The organism is Cytobacillus sp. Bac17, from assembly GCF_024519925.1.
Lineage (GTDB): Bacteria > Bacillota > Bacilli > Bacillales > Cytobacillaceae > Cytobacillus > Cytobacillus pseudoceanisediminis.
Genome location: NZ_JALJRC010000011.1, coordinates 71,687 through 86,977, shown reverse-complemented (window position 1 = coordinate 86,977; position 15,291 = coordinate 71,687). Strand labels below are relative to the sequence as shown.

Genomic DNA, 15,291 nt, shown 5'->3' with positions numbered 1-15,291 from the left:
CAATTTTAATATTAGTAGATTAACAGATTAAGAAATTAAAGGAAATATAATCTGTTTATTTAAAACTTGTTAAAATATTCCTCTAATCCTTTAGTGATACCAATCGCCGCTTTTTGACGGAAGGCAGTTGTTTTTAGAAGAGCTTCTTCATTTGGATTCGAGATAAAAGCTAGCTCAACCAGAACACTGGGAAGCTGGTTCATTCTATTTACATAGAAGTTCTGTTCTTTTACGCCCCTGTTATAAGTGTTCATTGAAGAAATCATATTTTTTTGAATCGCATTTCCCAGAGTTTCGCTTCTGGGACCATTAAAGTTAACAGTTGAATTGAAATAAGTTGTTGTCCCTTTTGATGTAGAAGAGAAAGAATCGCCATGAATGCTGATAAACGCATCCCCGGTAGAATTGTTAGCAATAGAAGTCCTTTCGGACAACTCCAGGAAAATATCTGTACTTCGTGTTAAAATGACGGTTGCCCCATATTTCTCCAATTCAGTTTTTAGAAGCAGGGCAGTGCTTAGAGTTACATCTTTTTCCCTCAAGCCAGATGGGCCAATTGCACCAGGATCTTTTCCGCCATGGCCCGCATCCACCACAATCTTTTTGCCTAATAATCCAAATGGAACAATCTTGACTGAAACCTTATTCGAATAATCTCTTAATGTAAATGAATATCCTGGTTCAAACGTTATAACCGCTGATTTTTGGGAGCCGGATGCAAAGGTTTCAATGGATTTAATTCCTTTAATGCTTCCTTTTGGCAGCTCAATATCGGTCATTGCTCCTGTTATCTTTAAGCGGTTAGAAGACAAAGTAGTGTACGAGACTGCAAAATTGCTAGGTTTAATCCAAGTTAAATAATTCTCTCCATTAACTGTGGAATATGCAGGGGAGCTTAGTCTCTTAGCAGAAACAGTCGTTGTTTGAGTTTCTAAAACCCATCCCCGCGTTCCTTTCGCATTTTCAACATTCAGCCAGCCGTTTAATTTGCGCAGAATCTTCAAAGAATCGTTTTCAGCAAGGTAAGCGCTGACTCCATAGTTCGTTCCTGCTCCTTTGCGGATGACCGCGCCTTTTTTAGCAAAAACATACTTAAATACATTCTGTGATGTAACAAGTTCGTATTCTGGAGTCCATCCGGTTTTCCCTGCAGCACTTTTTATTCTGATCCATCGCTGTCCAAGGGAGTTGGTGAATTCGCCAAGAACGGTTACTTTGCTGTTATAAGGAAGTCTTTCGCTAATTTTATAATCATATGAAGCACCAGCATATAAAGCAGCATTCATGGTCCCGACAAGCATGGTTGTGCCAACGGAAACAGAAGGCTGTTTTGAGACCACAGATTCATGTACCCAAGCAATACTGCCTGCGGATGTTTTCACTTTATACCAAAAATCTCCTGTTGAATCCTTCGCTGTTTCAAATGCAGTCAGCTCCGCACCTTTTGTTGCCTGATCGATGACAGAGTGGCTTAAAGAAGGGCCGCTTCGCATGTTGGCAACATCCACACTTACATATAACTTTGTGTTAATAGCCTGATTGGCACTCGCACTTTCAGCAGGGATCCAGCCAGCAAGGCTTGAGTTCACTTCTACTCGCAGCCAGGCTTCGCCGCTGGAGTGAACAAAGTGGTCGAGAACTTTTACTTTCTGATTTAGTGTCAATTTCCCAACGGATTGATAAGAAGAAGTGGCTCCTCTTCGTACATCCAAAGAATTTACCTGGCTATAGACATAGCTTCCAATTGCAGGCAGATCCGGGGTTTCGGGTGCAGGCGGCAAAGAGCCTGCCTGAAAAGCATTCTCCTTAATCCAGCCTTGAACAGTTCCTAAGTCAGCCCGATACCATACTTCGCCATTAGCATTTTTGAACGAATCAATAATATTTATTTTCTGATTCTTTTCCACATAGGTAACGATACTATAAGAATCTGTAGCGCCTTTGCGGACAGGGGCTTTATCAATCATGACCGTTTTTGATCCAGTCTCAGGGGCAGGCGGAAGTGTGACAGCCTGAAAAGCAGTCTCTTTAATCCAGCCTTGAACAGTTCCTAAGTCAGCTCGATACCATACTTCGCCATTAGCATTTTTGAACGAATCAATAATATTTACTTTCTGATTCTTTTCCACATAGGTAACGATACTATAAGAATCTGTAGCGCCTTTGCGGACAGGGGCTTTATCAATCATGACCGTTTTTGATCCAGTCTCAGAGGCAGGCGGAAGTGTGACAGCCTGAAAAGCAGTCTCTTTAATCCAGCCTTGAACAGTTCCTAAGTCAGCCCGATACCATACTTCGCCATTAGCATTTTTAAATGTGTCAATAATCGTCACAGTTTGATTCTTATTTACATATGTAATAATGCTATAAGAGTCGGTTGCTCCTTTACGGACAGGAGCTTTGTCAATCTGAACGGTTTTTGTTTCTTTGACAGGCGCAGGAGGTTTGACTTCAGCATCAGCCTTTAGGTAGTCTTCTATAATCCACCCTTTTATCACGCCTGATTCAATGCGGTACCAGAGTTCTCCGCTACTATTCTTAAAACTATCAATCACTTTAACAGTAGTTCCTTTTGATAGTTTCGCAATAGGTTCATAGGAAGTGGTAGCTCCTTTTCGGACGTTGACATTATCTCCGGTTATTATAGCCTGCTTACCGATCTGAATCCCGGAATCGCCAGTGCTTTGAGCTGTAAAACTGGATGCCAATCCCCAGCCTTTATTGGTGCCCAAATCTACCCGGTACCAAAGTTCTCCTGCTGAATTGGTAAACTCATCGATGACAGTGACTTTTTTACCGGTTGATAAGGATGTAACCAGTGGATAAGATGCGGTCGCACCTGACCTGATCTCCACCTTTTGGCCTACAAGCATATTGGCAGGAAGATCTATGTCTTCCGCATTCACGAGGACAGGGAACAGAGCTGCAGTAGCAAGAACCGAAGATGCCAGAAATTTTTTCATGTTTTTCCCTCCGTCGACAAAATTTTGGGTTCTTTACCTATTCTAGCGAAAATTGTCAATTCTTCCAACCCGTATGTAGAAAAGATAGTTCAAAATACCCGTAGAAAATAATGGTAAAAAAAGAAGAGCACACATTGCGTGTACTCTTCTGTCCATATTTAATACTCATCTTCCTGCTGATCGGTTTGCCATGATTCCTCTTCAGCTGTATAGCTATCTGTACTGCTGCCCAGAGTGTCATTAAGTTCATAGCTTAGTTCAGAAATGGAATCTTCATCAGGAATGTAATAATATACATCATCGATATATTCATCATAGCCTTTTAAGGTTAAATTCTCGATGTTTGTATTTTTGATTTTAGAATAGAGCTTGACGAAGCTTGCAAATTTAGAAGGCGGGATGTTTGTTTTCACATTTGCCCCTAAGTCCTCCATGATATCGTCGATCTTTGTAATCGTACTGAAAGATGTTCCTTTATTGACAATGGCTTTAATCACTTGCTGCTGGCGTTCGTTTCTTCCCATGTCGCCTTTTGGATCTGTTTTTCTCATCCTTACATATGCCAGAGCTTCATTCCCGTTAAGCTCCATATTTCCTTCACGGAAAGTCTTCCATTTTAAGCTATCGGTCAGCTGTGCTTTAAAGGTAAATGGAACATCAACATCAATTCCGCCTAATGTATCGACAATATCCTCAAAGCCATCAAAGTTTGTTGTAATATAATAATCAATTGGAATATCGAGCAGTTCATTCACTGTCGTGATGGTAGACTCAATGCCTCCGTTGCTGTAAGAATGGGTAATCTTTGTATTATAGCCGACTTCGGGCACGTATGTCCGTGTGTCCCGAGGGATGCTCAGCATTTTTACCTCTTCAGTTTGAGGATTTACGGTTACGAGCATCAGGACATCGGATCGCTCGCCGCCTTCCTGATCTTCAATCCCCACTAATAGAATGTTAAAAGGATCCTTGGAGATTTCCACTTCATCTGTCCGGTGATTTCCAATCTTATCACTGTCCAGTTCCTGATATATTTCACTTGTTGCTTTATTGGCACTATATATAAGATCATATGCCAGGAAAGTCCCTCCGCCAATAATCGTCAGAAAGAGGGCAAGTACTATGACACGCCAGAAGCGTTTTCTTCTAATCTTTCGTTTTCTTGATCTCGAAACAGACATTATATCCCTACTTTATCATTGGTTTGAAAAGGAATTTTGTTTCATGCAATAGTATATTTTACCGAATTTTTATTCCTTCGTAAATAAGTGTTGAGAATATTATTTTTCTTCCTCTAAGTATAGCAGTTCTCCCTGCGAAATTTCCGCTTGTCCATTGGTTAATTCGGTTATCCATTCAGAAAAAATTTCTGTTTGGCCTTCTTCTACATATGTCAGTATTTCAACGCGGTCTAAATATAAAATATCCTTGAGTGTATAAGCGGAAGACCTGAGTTCGTTTTCAAGCTTTCCGAGCCATGTATATTCTGCTTTTGCATGCATGACGCGCATCAGTTTTCTTTCAACAATTCCGACAGCGTTAATTCCATCGGAAGCTGATTTCCCATAAGCACGGATCAGGCCGCCTGCACCTAATTTTATTCCGCCGAAGTATCTGGTTATGACAACAGCTGTATCTTTAAGCTGTTTTTTTTTCAAAACTTCCAATATGGGAACACCTGCTGTCCCACTGGGTTCCCCATCATCATTTGCTTTTTGAATCTGATCATTCTCGCCAATTAAATAGGCTGAGCAATTATGAGTGGCGTTCCAATGCTTCTTTTTAATTTCCTGTATGAAATTTTGGGCTTCCGCCTCAGTTTCTGTTCGTGCTATATGAGCAATGAACCTTGATTTTTGAATAATGATCTCATGTTCGCCTGTACTTTTGACTGTTAAATAACGGGGCAGCACTTCTGCAGCTCCTTTCAATTACATTATGAAGAGAAAATACATATTTCATTATAAAACGACAATAATCGATAAATTTAGATTTCAAGTGATTGTAATGAAACTTTAATATAGGTAACTTTTAGAGATGGTATAATAGGAAATATTCTCATAGGGGAATTTCTTTTATGCAATAACTTCTGTATAAAATTCAGTTAAAAGGTTTACCATCAATATATATAGGATATAAGACACGGGTGAGAAAAACAAGATTGAGTCTTTCTATCGATTTTTTGCCTTTTTGGCATAGTTTTCATAATACGGATATAGTAACCTTTACTATTACAAGCTACAATATATGGCAGGTATAATAGATGCGAAAGGAATTGTTTCCTTTTGGAGGTTTTACATGAACATAAAGAAGTTTGATACAAAAACCCTTGATCTTATATTGCAAAAGATGGTAGACACTGTAGGAACGAGTAAGGATGAGATATTCAGAATCGGCGAGCAGTGCCGCAGAGACTATGAAACCCTTACTGAAGAGTTAAGAGAAGTTAAGCAAATGGTGTTAAAGACAATTGATGAGGGGGACAAACTGGAGGTTCAAACCAGGTTTGCCCGCAAGCGTTTATCAGAAGTCAGCATGCATTTCAAGAATTACACCGAATCAGAGGTTCGGGATGCATACGAGAAGGCACATCAGCTGCAAATGGATTTGTCCATGAACCGGCAGCTGGAAAAACAGCTGCGTGATCGCAGAGATGATATCGAGAGAAGGCTGATCGGTGTTGGTGAAACGATCGAGAGAGCAGAAGCGCTTGTTTCACAAATTTCTGTAGTCATGAGCTATCTTACAAGTGACCTTAAACAAATGGGTGAAATTATAGAAGATGCAAAGATCAAGCAAGAATTTGGCTTAAAAATAATTGAAGCTCAAGAAGAAGAACGAAAAAGGCTGTCCAGAGAAATCCATGATGGTCCAGCACAAATGATGGCCAATGTCATGATGAGATCCGATTTGATTGAACGGGTATATAAAGAAAGGGGCGGGGACGAGGCAATTACAGAAATCAAAAGCCTCAAAAAAATGGTCAGAAGTGCCTTATACGAGGTGCGGAGGATCATTTATGACTTGCGTCCAATGGCACTTGATGATTTGGGATTAGTGCCTACCCTCAAAAAATACCTGCAGACAATCGAAGAATATCATAGCACTACTAAAATCAGGTTTTCCAATCTTGGAGAAGAAAAGAGGCTCCCATCTCAGTATGAGGTCGCACTTTTCAGGCTAATTCAGGAATCTGTTACAAATGCACTGAAGCATTCAGAGGCCGCCGAGATTATTGTGAAATTGGAGATTAATAAGGCAAGGGTAGCCGTCATCATTAAAGATAACGGCAGAGGATTTGATATCCGGGAAAGAAAGACTGAGTCCTTTGGGATCATTGGGATGAGAGAGAGAGTTGAGCTTCTTGAGGGGCAGCTTTCCATCGATTCCAAGCCGGGAAAAGGCACGGTTGTCATTATCCAGGTACCTTTGAACTTGTAGAAATTATAAATAGAGAAAACATTTAACCGGAGAATTTGGGAGGCGAAGCAATTGACTACAAAGATTGTCATAATTGATGACCATCAATTGTTCAGAGAAGGGGTAAAACGCATCTTAGATTTTGAAAGATCATTTGATGTAGTAGCAGAAGGTGATGATGGAGCTGAAGCTATCTCATTGGTGGAAGAGTATAATCCTGATGTTGTCATCATGGACATTAACATGCCGAATGTGAATGGTGTGGAAGCAACTCGCCAATTAATTGAAAAGCATCCTGATTCAAAGGTCATCATCCTATCCATCCACGATGATGAAAATTATGTTACACATGCGCTGAAGACAGGTGCAAGCGGCTACTTGCTGAAAGAAATGGATGCTGATGCATTAGTTGAAGCAGTAAAAGTTGTGGCAGATGGAGGATCATACCTGCATCCGAAGGTCACACATAACCTTGTCAACGAATACCGCCGCTTATCAGCTGTAGGAGCAGGAAGCAGCGGAGGCTACTCGTCACAAATCGAAATCCGCCGTCCGCTTCACCTGCTGACACGCCGCGAATGTGAAGTCCTTCAGCTGCTTGCTGACGGAAAAAGCAACCGCGGAATCGGCGAAGCTCTTTACATCAGTGAAAAAACGGTTAAGAACCACGTCAGCAACATTCTGCAGAAGATGAATGTAAATGACCGTACACAAGCCGTTGTAGTAGCGATTAAGAATGGCTGGGTTGAAGTGAGATAGGTGACAGGCACCACCCGATTTTTGTCGAAAAAGCACGCAGATGGTAATAATGCCATTGCGTGCTTTTTATTTTATCAGAGCGGCTGCGGCAATTTGGAAAATGGTTTTTGTATTGGATGATCGCTTTTTTGCCTGGTTTAACATGAAAACAAGTTCCTCAAGTTCTTGTGGAGATGCGCTGTCAATGAGCCAAGAAGCAAGCTCCGCACCACTTAGGGAGTGATTTATGTTTGGAACTTTTATAACTTTGTATTTGCTTAACTCCATATTAAGAATTTGATGGAGTGTTTCTAGAGTATAGTTGCTCGAGTTGGTTTTGCTTGTAAAAGAAGTGTTGTTGTTCAAATGTTACAGCTCCTTTACGGAATAAAGACACAAGAGGAATTTTATCACATACCTCTATTCGTTTGAATGTGAAAATATACCAGTTTTGCGAGGTGGGCACTAAGGAGTAGAATCATTAAATCTATTTATTGACGGCTCTAAACTTAATGCAATTTCTCATGCTATCATATAAAATGGAACATGAACATACAGTAGAGAAAAAAGATAAGGATGGTAACTCTATTTATGAAAACGGCTGTTGTAACAGATAGTACAGCATATATTTCTAAGGATATAAGAGAAAAGTTAAATATACATATGATTCCGCTGAGTGTTATTTTCGGCAGTGAAACTTACCAGGAAGAAGTAGAAATTACGGCTGCAGACTTTTATGAAGAAGTGAAGCATAAAGAGCTTCCGACTACTTCGCAGCCTCCGGTGGGCGAGTTTGCCGAGCTGTTTGAGAAATTATCGAAAGAGTATGATGCGGTGATTTCGATCCATTTGTCGAGCGGCATTAGCGGGACGTTCCAAGGGGCAGTTACGGCTGGGAGCATGGTGGAGGATATTCAGGTTTTTCCGTTTGATTCCGAAATCAGCTGTATGGTGCAGGGGTTTTATGTGATGGAAGCTGCAGAGCTTGCCGCTGCCGGTAAGGGGCCACAGGAAATTGTTGAGCGCCTGGAGGAAATGAAAAAGAGCATTCGGGCTTATTTCATGGTGGATGATTTATCGCATCTTCAGCGTGGAGGACGTTTGTCCAGCGCACAGGCATTGATCGGCAGCCTGCTGCAGGTGAAGCCGCTGCTTCATTTTGAAGATAAGAAAATTGTCCCGTTCGAGAAAATTCGCACGCGTAAAAAAGCGATGAAGCGAATGGTTGACCTTTTCTGGGAAGATGTGAAAAGCGGTGAGCCGTATCAGGCAGTTATTATCCATGCCAATCGTGAAAAAGAAGCTCGAGAGTGGAAAGCTGAGCTTGAGGCAGAGTATCCTAATGTTGAATTTATGATCAGCTATTTTGGTCCGGTCATTGGAACCCATCTAGGTGAAGGTGCTATGGGGTTTGGCTGGGTGAAGAAGTAAGTTTTGTTTGAGTGCGCCATTCTTAGGGTGGCGCAGATTTTTTGAGAGGGGTGATGTAGATGTAGGGATTTTGCAATTAGATTCAGGAATCTTGCAAATAGAAGGCTTGATTTTGCAAATAACTTGTCCAAATCTGCAAATAAAATCGGGAATTTGCAAATAAAACCGCAAAACCTGCAAAGAAATTAACATTGAGGTGATCCCTTGAGATTTAATCGAAAAATGACCCCATACATAAATGATTTTCCTCCAGAAAGCCTCCCGATTTCCTCCATTGACAACATTCCAGAGCCGCCACTCAACGAAAACTATTCATATAACAAAGAACTCCAGAGAATCCTCTACGGAAAACAGCTTCTATTCGAAAACTTACCGCATTCAATTGAAGAAATCCATCAGCACTATGAAAATAGCTATATTTCTTACCGAAAAGGGATAATTAAGACCAAAAGCAAGATAGTTTGTGCCAGGTGCGGCAATAAAGATCGTTCACTATTCGCAAGTTTTCCCTGTGCCCGATGCGGTGAGAAAGAATGTACTTACTGCCGGAAATGCATCATGATGGGACGGGTCAGTGAGTGCACTCCTCTGATTGGATGGTGCGGTCCAGATTCTGTCCGGGATTTAACCGGGAATCCCTTGGAATGGGCTGGCACCCTATCGCCTGGACAGCAGGTTGCCTCTGACCAGGTAAAGCAGGCTGTGATTGAAAGTAAGGAACTCCTCGTATGGGCTGTGTGAACAGCCCGATATGAATACATAAAAATTATTGCTATTAAAAACGCCATTCAATTATGACGTTCTTGTCATCTATTTTAATTTCTTTAATGAATTTATTAATTACGATTTGTTTACCTTTGAAGTCCAGTTCGTCAAAAGCAACTTGGATATCTTTTAGCATATCATCTGTAATTTCCTCTGCAGCTGGTGTTGCCTCTTTTTGTTTTTCTAGAACCTTCTTTTTTTCTTCGTTTAATTTATTCATTTGCTTATTTAATATATCTTTATCCATGTCCAAATTTGTGGTGTATAGTTCAATAAGTCGTTCAATTTTTTTGTTAATGTCTTTTATTTGTTTTTCATAATTAACAATACGATCTTTTTTGTTTGAACGGCTTTTTTCGATGGTAAGATTCTTAAGTTCATTTATAACTAGAGCTTCTAATTTTGGTCTGCTCCAATTCTGATTGTTGCACTTCTCGTCATATTCAGAAGGGAATCTTCTGGCCCTACACATGTAGTAATAATATTTTTTGGGGTTCTTCTTCGATATGCCTGTACTATAAGATACAAAACTTTCGCCACAATGCTCACATTTGATTAATCCAGATAGTAAGCTTTCTTTAGCCTTGTGGGCGTTATTACCCTTGTGCCTTTCCAGGAGCCTCTGTACGCGTTCAAATTGGTCTTTAGAGATAATTGATTCATGTTGTCCCTCGTATAGGTTGCCGGCGAAACTGACAAGTCCTATGTACAAAGGATTCGAAAGGATGTCCCGGTACCGTCTAAATCTCCAAACTTTATAGCCTTCTAATTTAAGCATTTCTTGAACTTGTGTTATTGAGTGAGATTGCTCATACAGATCATATGCTCTTTGTATATGCGCTGCTTCTTCCTTGTTTATAATTAAATTCCCGTCTTTTCGCAAATATCCAGCTGGGTCATAATCTCCACCCATTCCTCTAAGTCCATTTTCAGCTCTCTTTATGTGCCCCATTCGCATACGCTCAGCAATGGTTTCGCGTTCCAATTGAGCAAATACAGATAAAATGCCGATCATTGCTTTTCCAAAAGGTGTAGATGTATCAAGTGTTTCTGTTATTGATACAAAATCAACTTTGTTATTTAAGAAATGTTCCTCAATCAGTTCAAGTGTATCTTTTTGAGACCTGGATAATCTGTCTAATTTATAAACTACAACAGCATCAATGGTCTTTAAGTCCTTAAGTAAACGCTGAAGATCAGGACGGTCAAGTGATGCTCCAGAGTAGCCACCGTCAATATAAATGTTATGAATTTCCCAGTTTTTCGCTTTGCAAAATGCTTCTAACCGTTCTTTTTGTACTTCTATACTATAGTTTTCAACCTGGTCTTGAGTGCTGACGCGGATATAGATAGCAGCTTTTGTCATATATATCACCTGGATTAAAATTTAATGTTTAAAGGTGCCATGTACCAAACTAATTTTCCTTTAATATGGATTGGGTTGTATTCTTGCTCTTTAGAACTATAAAACTGAGTAGAGTTTTCAGGGTTATAACTTTCAGGTTCTAATGTAATTCCATCCTGAAATTTATAAAACCTTTTTAAAGTTGCATCATATCCGTTGACTGTAACAGCAGCAATATCACCATTTTTAACTTCTTCTGTAGGATCAATCAATGCAAGAGCTCCTGAAGGAACAATTTTATTCATGCTATCTCCCGTTACCTGGACTAAAAAAGCCTCTGGATACGTTTCTGCAACTTCTCTTGGTACATTCACCATTTCTTTTACTGGAATCATCTCCAATGGAACTCCAGCAGCTATTGATCCTAATAAAGGAACTGGAATGGAATCCGCATTGAGAGTGTCATTATTCAATCTATTTACTTTTTGGTCCTCAATGATATCACTTTTTAATATTCCGAAATGATCTGCGATTTTCTGAATAGTACCCATACGAGGTTCTTTAAGTTCGTTCTCCCAAGTAGAGACTGCTTTATCAGATACTCCTGCGATTTCTGCAAGTTCTTTTTGTGATAAATTATGTAGTTCTCTCAACTTTTTAATATTTTTTCCTATACTCACTTTATTTCCCTCCGGCACTATTTATATGATTAATATAAACTAAAAGTAGACAATGTTCAACATTATATCGAAAAAAATCTACTTTTATTTAAGTTGCTTATTTTCAAGGTAGAAATTCGTGAGAATTTTATCGTTGACAATCTACTAAAAGTAGAATAAGATGTGATTGTGAAAGGTGAAAAGCGAGGTGAGAACGGTGAGATTCACACTGAAACAGGCTAGGTTGCTAAAAGGTTTTACACAGAGGGAGATAGCCAGTAAGCTTGGAGTCCATGTGCAAACATACAGCAAGATGGAGAAGCATCCAGATGAAGTTACTGTTAGAGAAGCAAAGAAGCTATCGGATATCTTAGAAATGAGTTATGATTGTATTTTTTTTAACCAGGGTTCTACTTTAAGTAGAGTAAATGGTGATGAATCAACTACTTAAGGTGGAGGGGAGAAAGTAAATTGAAATTAATGGAGGACCTAGAAGTCACTCATATCAAATTAGAGGGTCATAGCATCCCTATCCCAGCTGGACTATCTGATCTTTTAAATGATTCAAGAGTTTGGGTCCTTAAACAGAAAGGAGACACCATTGAGGACCCACATTTTTTAAATCATTACGAGAGAAAGGTCTCTCTGGAAGATGGGAAACTTCGGACATATCTAACTTATGTAGAAAATTAAGAACTTGCAAGCTAGGCTGATTAGCAGCCTTATCTTTTTACCAACATGGCGAAACTTGATGAACGAATTTAGTTCTAAAATCATAACGACGTAAAGTCATGGTGAACAATATAAATCAGCCCCTGCTTTAACAGAGGCTGAGAAAAAATCTAATTATGATGACCGGTAAGGAAAATCACAAGGAATCGTTCCATTTAGTTAATTTGACACCAATGACTAAATTTTCAAAGCCAGGATCATCCATACAAACAACTTTAATTAGCCCTTGTTTTTCTAATTCATGGAGTTTAACTTCGATCATTTCACTCGAGTCCTGGCCAAGTAGTTTACAAGATTGAATTATATCCGGAAAGTCAATTATCAGTCCATGTTTTTCTGCATTGATAGGCGACAAACTATTCAAAACTTCTATGAGTTTCATTTTACCACCTCCTCCCAATTTTATTATACCGGAAGGAAATCTATTGGAATAAAAAATTTATGCATTTGGAGGTACCTGACGTGTTTGGTATTGGATGCTTTGGAATCGTCTTTATCACATTGTTATTCGCTGGTTTTGCAGTTGGAAAGGCCAAGGGTTGGGCTGAGTAAATGGAAGGTGGTGAAGGTTTTGAAAACAAAGGATAAAGAAAAAGTTTGTCCGGTTTGTAAAAGGAAGGACTTCAATTACAAACAATATGGTGAATCTTACTGTAATAACCCGGAACATTTGCCACGAAGAGTAAAGAAAATATAATGCTCTTTTAAATTTCACCTTTAGGGAGGTGAGAAAAGTGAGTAAAGAGGTAATGTCACATGTTTCTGACGGTGATTGGCACACAAAGCTGGAAAACATCAAATACAGCACAAGCTTGCGCGAAATTGTAACTGTTCAATTCATGCTTGATAACCCTATTGATTAATTGGTTTTACATATTTGAAGGGAGGTGAGAGCAATGGAGGTAATTAAAAGAACGGACCTAATCGGCTTAGAGGGTTCAATCACAAAAAACTTTTCTGTGGTAGATGCTGTTGAATACCCATCTGTTGGTTCTGTGGATGTTCGTGTCGCAGATGGTACAGGAGAAGAGTATTGGGTTTCTTTAGATGATGTCGAACTAGAAAAATAGCCCATCAGCTGCAACTGAAGGGCACATAATTAATAACACACACTGAAAGTATAGCACGAAACGATGTGATGTAAATGAAACTTTTTCCACACCAGGAACGAGCATTGGATGACACATATGAAAAAAACCGAGTTGCTTATTACTTGGATATGGGTCTGGGAAAGACATTTGTTGGATCAGAAAAGATGTGGGAGCTTAATACTCCTTACAATCTTGTTATCTGTCAAAAATCAAAGATCGATGATTGGAAAGATCATTTCCATCAGTTTTATGACTATGAAGTTATTGTTTTTGATCAGCAGCGAATTGAGGATATTCCTCCAGAAAGTGTCTTAATCATTAACTATGACAAGGTTTGGAGACGGCCGGAATTATTAAAGCTAAGGAATTTTACTTTAATGATGGACGAGTCCTCCATGATTAAAAATGAATCATCCAATCGGAGTAAATTCATTTTGAAGCTTGCAGCTGACAATGTAATCCTTCTTTCCGGAACACCTACAGGTGGGAAGTATGAGGAGTTATGGTCACAACTGCATTTGTTAGGTTGGAAGATTACTAAAAAGCTATTTTTAAAACAATTTGTTGTCCAGGAATGGGATGACCGGAATCAAAAGTTTGTCATCACCGGTTATAAAAATGTGGAACGCTTGAAAGCAAAGCTTCGGCAATATGGTGCCATCTTTATGAAGACGGAAGAGGTCTTTGATCTTCCTGCAGTTAATGACCAAATCGTAAAGATACCAGGAACCAAAGGATACAAGCAGTTTGCCAAGGACCACATCATTGAGATTGGTGAGGAAGAGTTAATCGGTGATACCCCAGCTGCTAAGAAATTGTATCTTCGCCAATTAGCCGGAGCATATAACCAAAACAAGCTGCAGTATGTAAAAGATTTAATCGATAGCACAAATGATCGAATGATCATCTTTTACAACTTTAAAAAGGAATACGCAGCATTAGTGGATTTAATTAATAAGCCGATCAGCACAGTAAATGGTGATCAAAAAGATTTGTCTGCTTATGAGGAGTGTGGAGACTCCATAACGCTCATTCAATACCAGGCTGGAGCCATGGGTCTTAACCTGCAGAAAGCAAACAAGATCGTTTACTTTACCCTCACGGATAAGAGCGAACTGTTTGAGCAGAGCAAGAAACGGATCCACAGGATAGGCCAGGAGAAACCATGCTTTTATTATTTCCTGCTCACAGATGGATCCATTGAGTGGCGCATGCTTGATGTCCTGAAGGAGCGAAAAGATTATACAGATGCTCTATTCGAGAAGGAGGAAATGGAATGAGTTTTTTAAGAAGATTTATAGACCAAATGCAAGCTTTTAGGGTAGCCAAACAAGCTGGGATTGCTCGTGATTTCGCGGAAATGAAAAAAGGTTCTAGACCTAAAGCACCACGTAGTACCAAACAACCCTATCAACCTGGTGAACTTGGAATATCGGCTGTTTCTGCAGCAATCAAAAAAGATTATGGTCAGATTTTAAATCGTAGGGAACGTAAAAAATTAGCTAAAGATAATGGCGTTGCTTTTGCCAAGTACTCTAGTTAAGGAGTTGAGCTTTAGTGTTAAAAAGATATCTGGTTGTCACAAGGCAGAACAGAGGTCATTTTAATGAGGATCAAGTTCATATGTATGAACGCGATACAGAAGTGAAAAGCCTAATTGGCCGCATTGCATCTGGAGACCGTGATTTCCTGTCGGAAGACCCTGAAACATTAAAAAGTATCCATGAGGTTGATCTTGTTTACGGAAAAATTAAACGCCTGGAACCGTCCCTTGAAAATATGAAAATCGTTCTGAAGGAGTGTGACAAGTAATGAGTAATGAATTACAGGCATTTGAGAGCAAACACATGTTATTGATGGCAAATGTTGCACAGCATATTCAACAGGAAAAATTATTAAAAGATCAAACCGCCAAACTAAAAGAAGTGCTTGGCAAGGCAATGGATGAGTTTGGCATTAAGTCGATTGATAATGATCTTCTTAAAATCACTAGAACAGCAGCAAGTACAAGTAAATCTTTAGATACGACTAGATTGAAAAATGAAGAGCCTGAACATTATGCAGAGCTCATGGCTGATTATCCTAAAGTCACTAACCGTAGTGCAAGTTTAACAATCAAGGTTAAATAAATGCCTTTAAAAATAGTA

The 15,291-nt window shown here is 39.4% G+C and carries 18 protein-coding genes; 11 read left to right on the top strand and 7 right to left on the bottom strand.

Annotated elements, in window-relative coordinates; translation table 11 throughout:
- Nucleotides 1–59 precede the first annotated feature (59 nt).
- The 3 genes from NR125_RS14845 to NR125_RS14835 all read right to left on the bottom strand — a co-directional run bounded on the left by NR125_RS14845 (nucleotide 60) and on the right by NR125_RS14835 (nucleotide 4,876).
- Nucleotides 60–2,963: an N-acetylmuramoyl-L-alanine amidase family protein gene (locus NR125_RS14845; protein ID WP_256815598.1), complete on the bottom strand. Its 2,904-nt coding sequence runs from the start codon at nucleotides 2,961–2,963 to the stop codon at nucleotides 60–62.
- A 158-nt stretch (nucleotides 2,964–3,121) separates the two neighbouring features.
- A complete protein-coding gene (locus NR125_RS14840; RefSeq protein WP_256815597.1) occupies nucleotides 3,122–4,144 on the bottom strand; it encodes an LCP family protein in 1,023 nt (340 codons plus the stop codon).
- Between the two features lie 99 nt (nucleotides 4,145–4,243).
- Nucleotides 4,244–4,876 (bottom strand): YigZ family protein, encoded by a 633-nt coding sequence (locus NR125_RS14835; protein WP_009331982.1) that lies wholly within the window; start codon nucleotides 4,874–4,876, stop codon nucleotides 4,244–4,246.
- Nucleotides 4,877–5,261: 385 nt separating this feature from the next.
- Here NR125_RS14835 and NR125_RS14830 point away from each other — a divergent pair, with 385 nt between their 5' ends.
- Together NR125_RS14830 and NR125_RS14825 are read left to right on the top strand one after the other, a co-directional pair.
- A complete protein-coding gene (locus tag NR125_RS14830; RefSeq protein WP_009331981.1) occupies nucleotides 5,262–6,404 on the top strand; it encodes a sensor histidine kinase in 1,143 nt (380 codons plus the stop codon).
- 51 nt (nucleotides 6,405–6,455) lie between these two features.
- Nucleotides 6,456–7,142 (top strand): response regulator, encoded by a 687-nt coding sequence (locus NR125_RS14825; RefSeq protein WP_009331980.1) that lies wholly within the window; start codon nucleotides 6,456–6,458, stop codon nucleotides 7,140–7,142.
- Nucleotides 7,143–7,208: 66 nt separating this feature from the next.
- Here NR125_RS14825 and NR125_RS14820 read toward each other — a convergent pair whose 3' ends face one another.
- Complete coding sequence (locus tag NR125_RS14820) at nucleotides 7,209–7,487, bottom strand: hypothetical protein (RefSeq protein WP_009331979.1); 279 nt, start codon at nucleotides 7,485–7,487, stop codon at nucleotides 7,209–7,211.
- 225 nt (nucleotides 7,488–7,712) lie between these two features.
- On the opposite strand from NR125_RS14820, the gene NR125_RS14815 reads away from it, so the two are divergent.
- Both NR125_RS14815 and NR125_RS14810 read left to right on the top strand, forming a co-directional pair.
- On the top strand, nucleotides 7,713–8,552 hold the full coding sequence (locus NR125_RS14815) for a DegV family protein (protein ID WP_071156337.1): 840 nt from the start codon (nucleotides 7,713–7,715) through the stop codon (nucleotides 8,550–8,552).
- 204 nt (nucleotides 8,553–8,756) lie between these two features.
- Nucleotides 8,757–9,293 (top strand): hypothetical protein, encoded by a 537-nt coding sequence (locus tag NR125_RS14810; protein WP_256815596.1) that lies wholly within the window; start codon nucleotides 8,757–8,759, stop codon nucleotides 9,291–9,293.
- Between the two features lie 34 nt (nucleotides 9,294–9,327).
- Here the strand turns inward: NR125_RS14810 and NR125_RS14805 are convergent, their stop codons facing one another.
- Entirely contained in the window at nucleotides 9,328–10,683 is a 1,356-nt protein-coding gene (locus NR125_RS14805; RefSeq protein ID WP_256815595.1) for a recombinase family protein, read from the bottom strand.
- A 14-nt stretch (nucleotides 10,684–10,697) separates the two neighbouring features.
- Nucleotides 10,698–11,342 (bottom strand): LexA family protein, encoded by a 645-nt coding sequence (locus NR125_RS14800; RefSeq protein ID WP_026581050.1) that lies wholly within the window; start codon nucleotides 11,340–11,342, stop codon nucleotides 10,698–10,700.
- A 175-nt stretch (nucleotides 11,343–11,517) separates the two neighbouring features.
- On the opposite strand from NR125_RS14800, the gene NR125_RS14795 reads away from it, so the two are divergent.
- Nucleotides 11,518–11,772 carry a helix-turn-helix domain-containing protein gene (locus NR125_RS14795; protein WP_084028805.1) on the top strand — a complete coding sequence of 85 codons (255 nt, stop codon included), beginning with the start codon at nucleotides 11,518–11,520 and terminating at the stop codon, nucleotides 11,770–11,772.
- A 417-nt stretch (nucleotides 11,773–12,189) separates the two neighbouring features.
- Here the strand turns inward: NR125_RS14795 and NR125_RS14790 are convergent, their stop codons facing one another.
- Nucleotides 12,190–12,435, bottom strand: a complete 246-nt coding sequence (locus tag NR125_RS14790; RefSeq protein ID WP_026581047.1) for a hypothetical protein — start codon at nucleotides 12,433–12,435, stop codon at nucleotides 12,190–12,192.
- A 352-nt stretch (nucleotides 12,436–12,787) separates the two neighbouring features.
- Here NR125_RS14790 and NR125_RS14785 point away from each other — a divergent pair, with 352 nt between their 5' ends.
- From NR125_RS14785 to NR125_RS14760, 6 genes are all read left to right on the top strand, one after another.
- Nucleotides 12,788–12,916, top strand: a complete 129-nt coding sequence (locus tag NR125_RS14785; RefSeq protein WP_256815594.1) for a hypothetical protein — start codon at nucleotides 12,788–12,790, stop codon at nucleotides 12,914–12,916.
- A gap of 33 nt (nucleotides 12,917–12,949) precedes the next feature.
- Entirely contained in the window at nucleotides 12,950–13,123 is a 174-nt protein-coding gene (locus NR125_RS14780) for a hypothetical protein (RefSeq protein ID WP_256815593.1), read from the top strand.
- Nucleotides 13,124–13,197: 74 nt separating this feature from the next.
- Nucleotides 13,198–14,424: an SNF2-related protein gene (locus NR125_RS14775; RefSeq protein ID WP_256815592.1), complete on the top strand. Its 1,227-nt coding sequence runs from the start codon at nucleotides 13,198–13,200 to the stop codon at nucleotides 14,422–14,424.
- Nucleotides 14,421–14,687 carry a hypothetical protein gene (locus NR125_RS14770; protein ID WP_256815591.1) on the top strand — a complete coding sequence of 89 codons (267 nt, stop codon included), beginning with the start codon at nucleotides 14,421–14,423 and terminating at the stop codon, nucleotides 14,685–14,687. The genes NR125_RS14775 and NR125_RS14770 overlap by 4 nt, the downstream gene beginning before the upstream one ends.
- A 14-nt stretch (nucleotides 14,688–14,701) precedes the next feature.
- Nucleotides 14,702–14,956 carry a hypothetical protein gene (locus tag NR125_RS14765; RefSeq protein ID WP_256815590.1) on the top strand — a complete coding sequence of 85 codons (255 nt, stop codon included), beginning with the start codon at nucleotides 14,702–14,704 and terminating at the stop codon, nucleotides 14,954–14,956.
- Nucleotides 14,956–15,273, top strand: coding sequence for a hypothetical protein (locus tag NR125_RS14760; RefSeq protein ID WP_256815589.1), 318 nt, complete (start codon nucleotides 14,956–14,958; stop codon nucleotides 15,271–15,273). Before NR125_RS14765 ends, NR125_RS14760 begins: the two co-directional genes overlap by 1 nt.
- The last annotated feature ends 18 nt before the right edge of the window (nucleotides 15,274–15,291 follow it).

Coding starts and splice junctions, on each gene's coding strand:
- NR125_RS14760 (WP_256815589.1), top strand. CDS start 14,956: ATGAGTAATGAATTACAGGCATTTGAGAGCAAACACATGTTATTGATG.
- NR125_RS14790 (WP_026581047.1), bottom strand. CDS start 12,435: ATGAAACTCATAGAAGTTTTGAATAGTTTGTCGCCTATCAATGCAGAA.
- NR125_RS14840 (WP_256815597.1), bottom strand. CDS start 4,144: ATGTCTGTTTCGAGATCAAGAAAACGAAAGATTAGAAGAAAACGCTTC.
- NR125_RS14780 (WP_256815593.1), top strand. CDS start 12,950: ATGGAGGTAATTAAAAGAACGGACCTAATCGGCTTAGAGGGTTCAATC.
- NR125_RS14770 (WP_256815591.1), top strand. CDS start 14,421: ATGAGTTTTTTAAGAAGATTTATAGACCAAATGCAAGCTTTTAGGGTA.
- NR125_RS14815 (WP_071156337.1), top strand. CDS start 7,713: ATGAAAACGGCTGTTGTAACAGATAGTACAGCATATATTTCTAAGGAT.
- NR125_RS14830 (WP_009331981.1), top strand. CDS start 5,262: ATGAACATAAAGAAGTTTGATACAAAAACCCTTGATCTTATATTGCAA.
- NR125_RS14775 (WP_256815592.1), top strand. CDS start 13,198: ATGAAACTTTTTCCACACCAGGAACGAGCATTGGATGACACATATGAA.
- NR125_RS14805 (WP_256815595.1), bottom strand. CDS start 10,683: ATGACAAAAGCTGCTATCTATATCCGCGTCAGCACTCAAGACCAGGTT.
- NR125_RS14845 (WP_256815598.1), bottom strand. CDS start 2,963: ATGAAAAAATTTCTGGCATCTTCGGTTCTTGCTACTGCAGCTCTGTTC.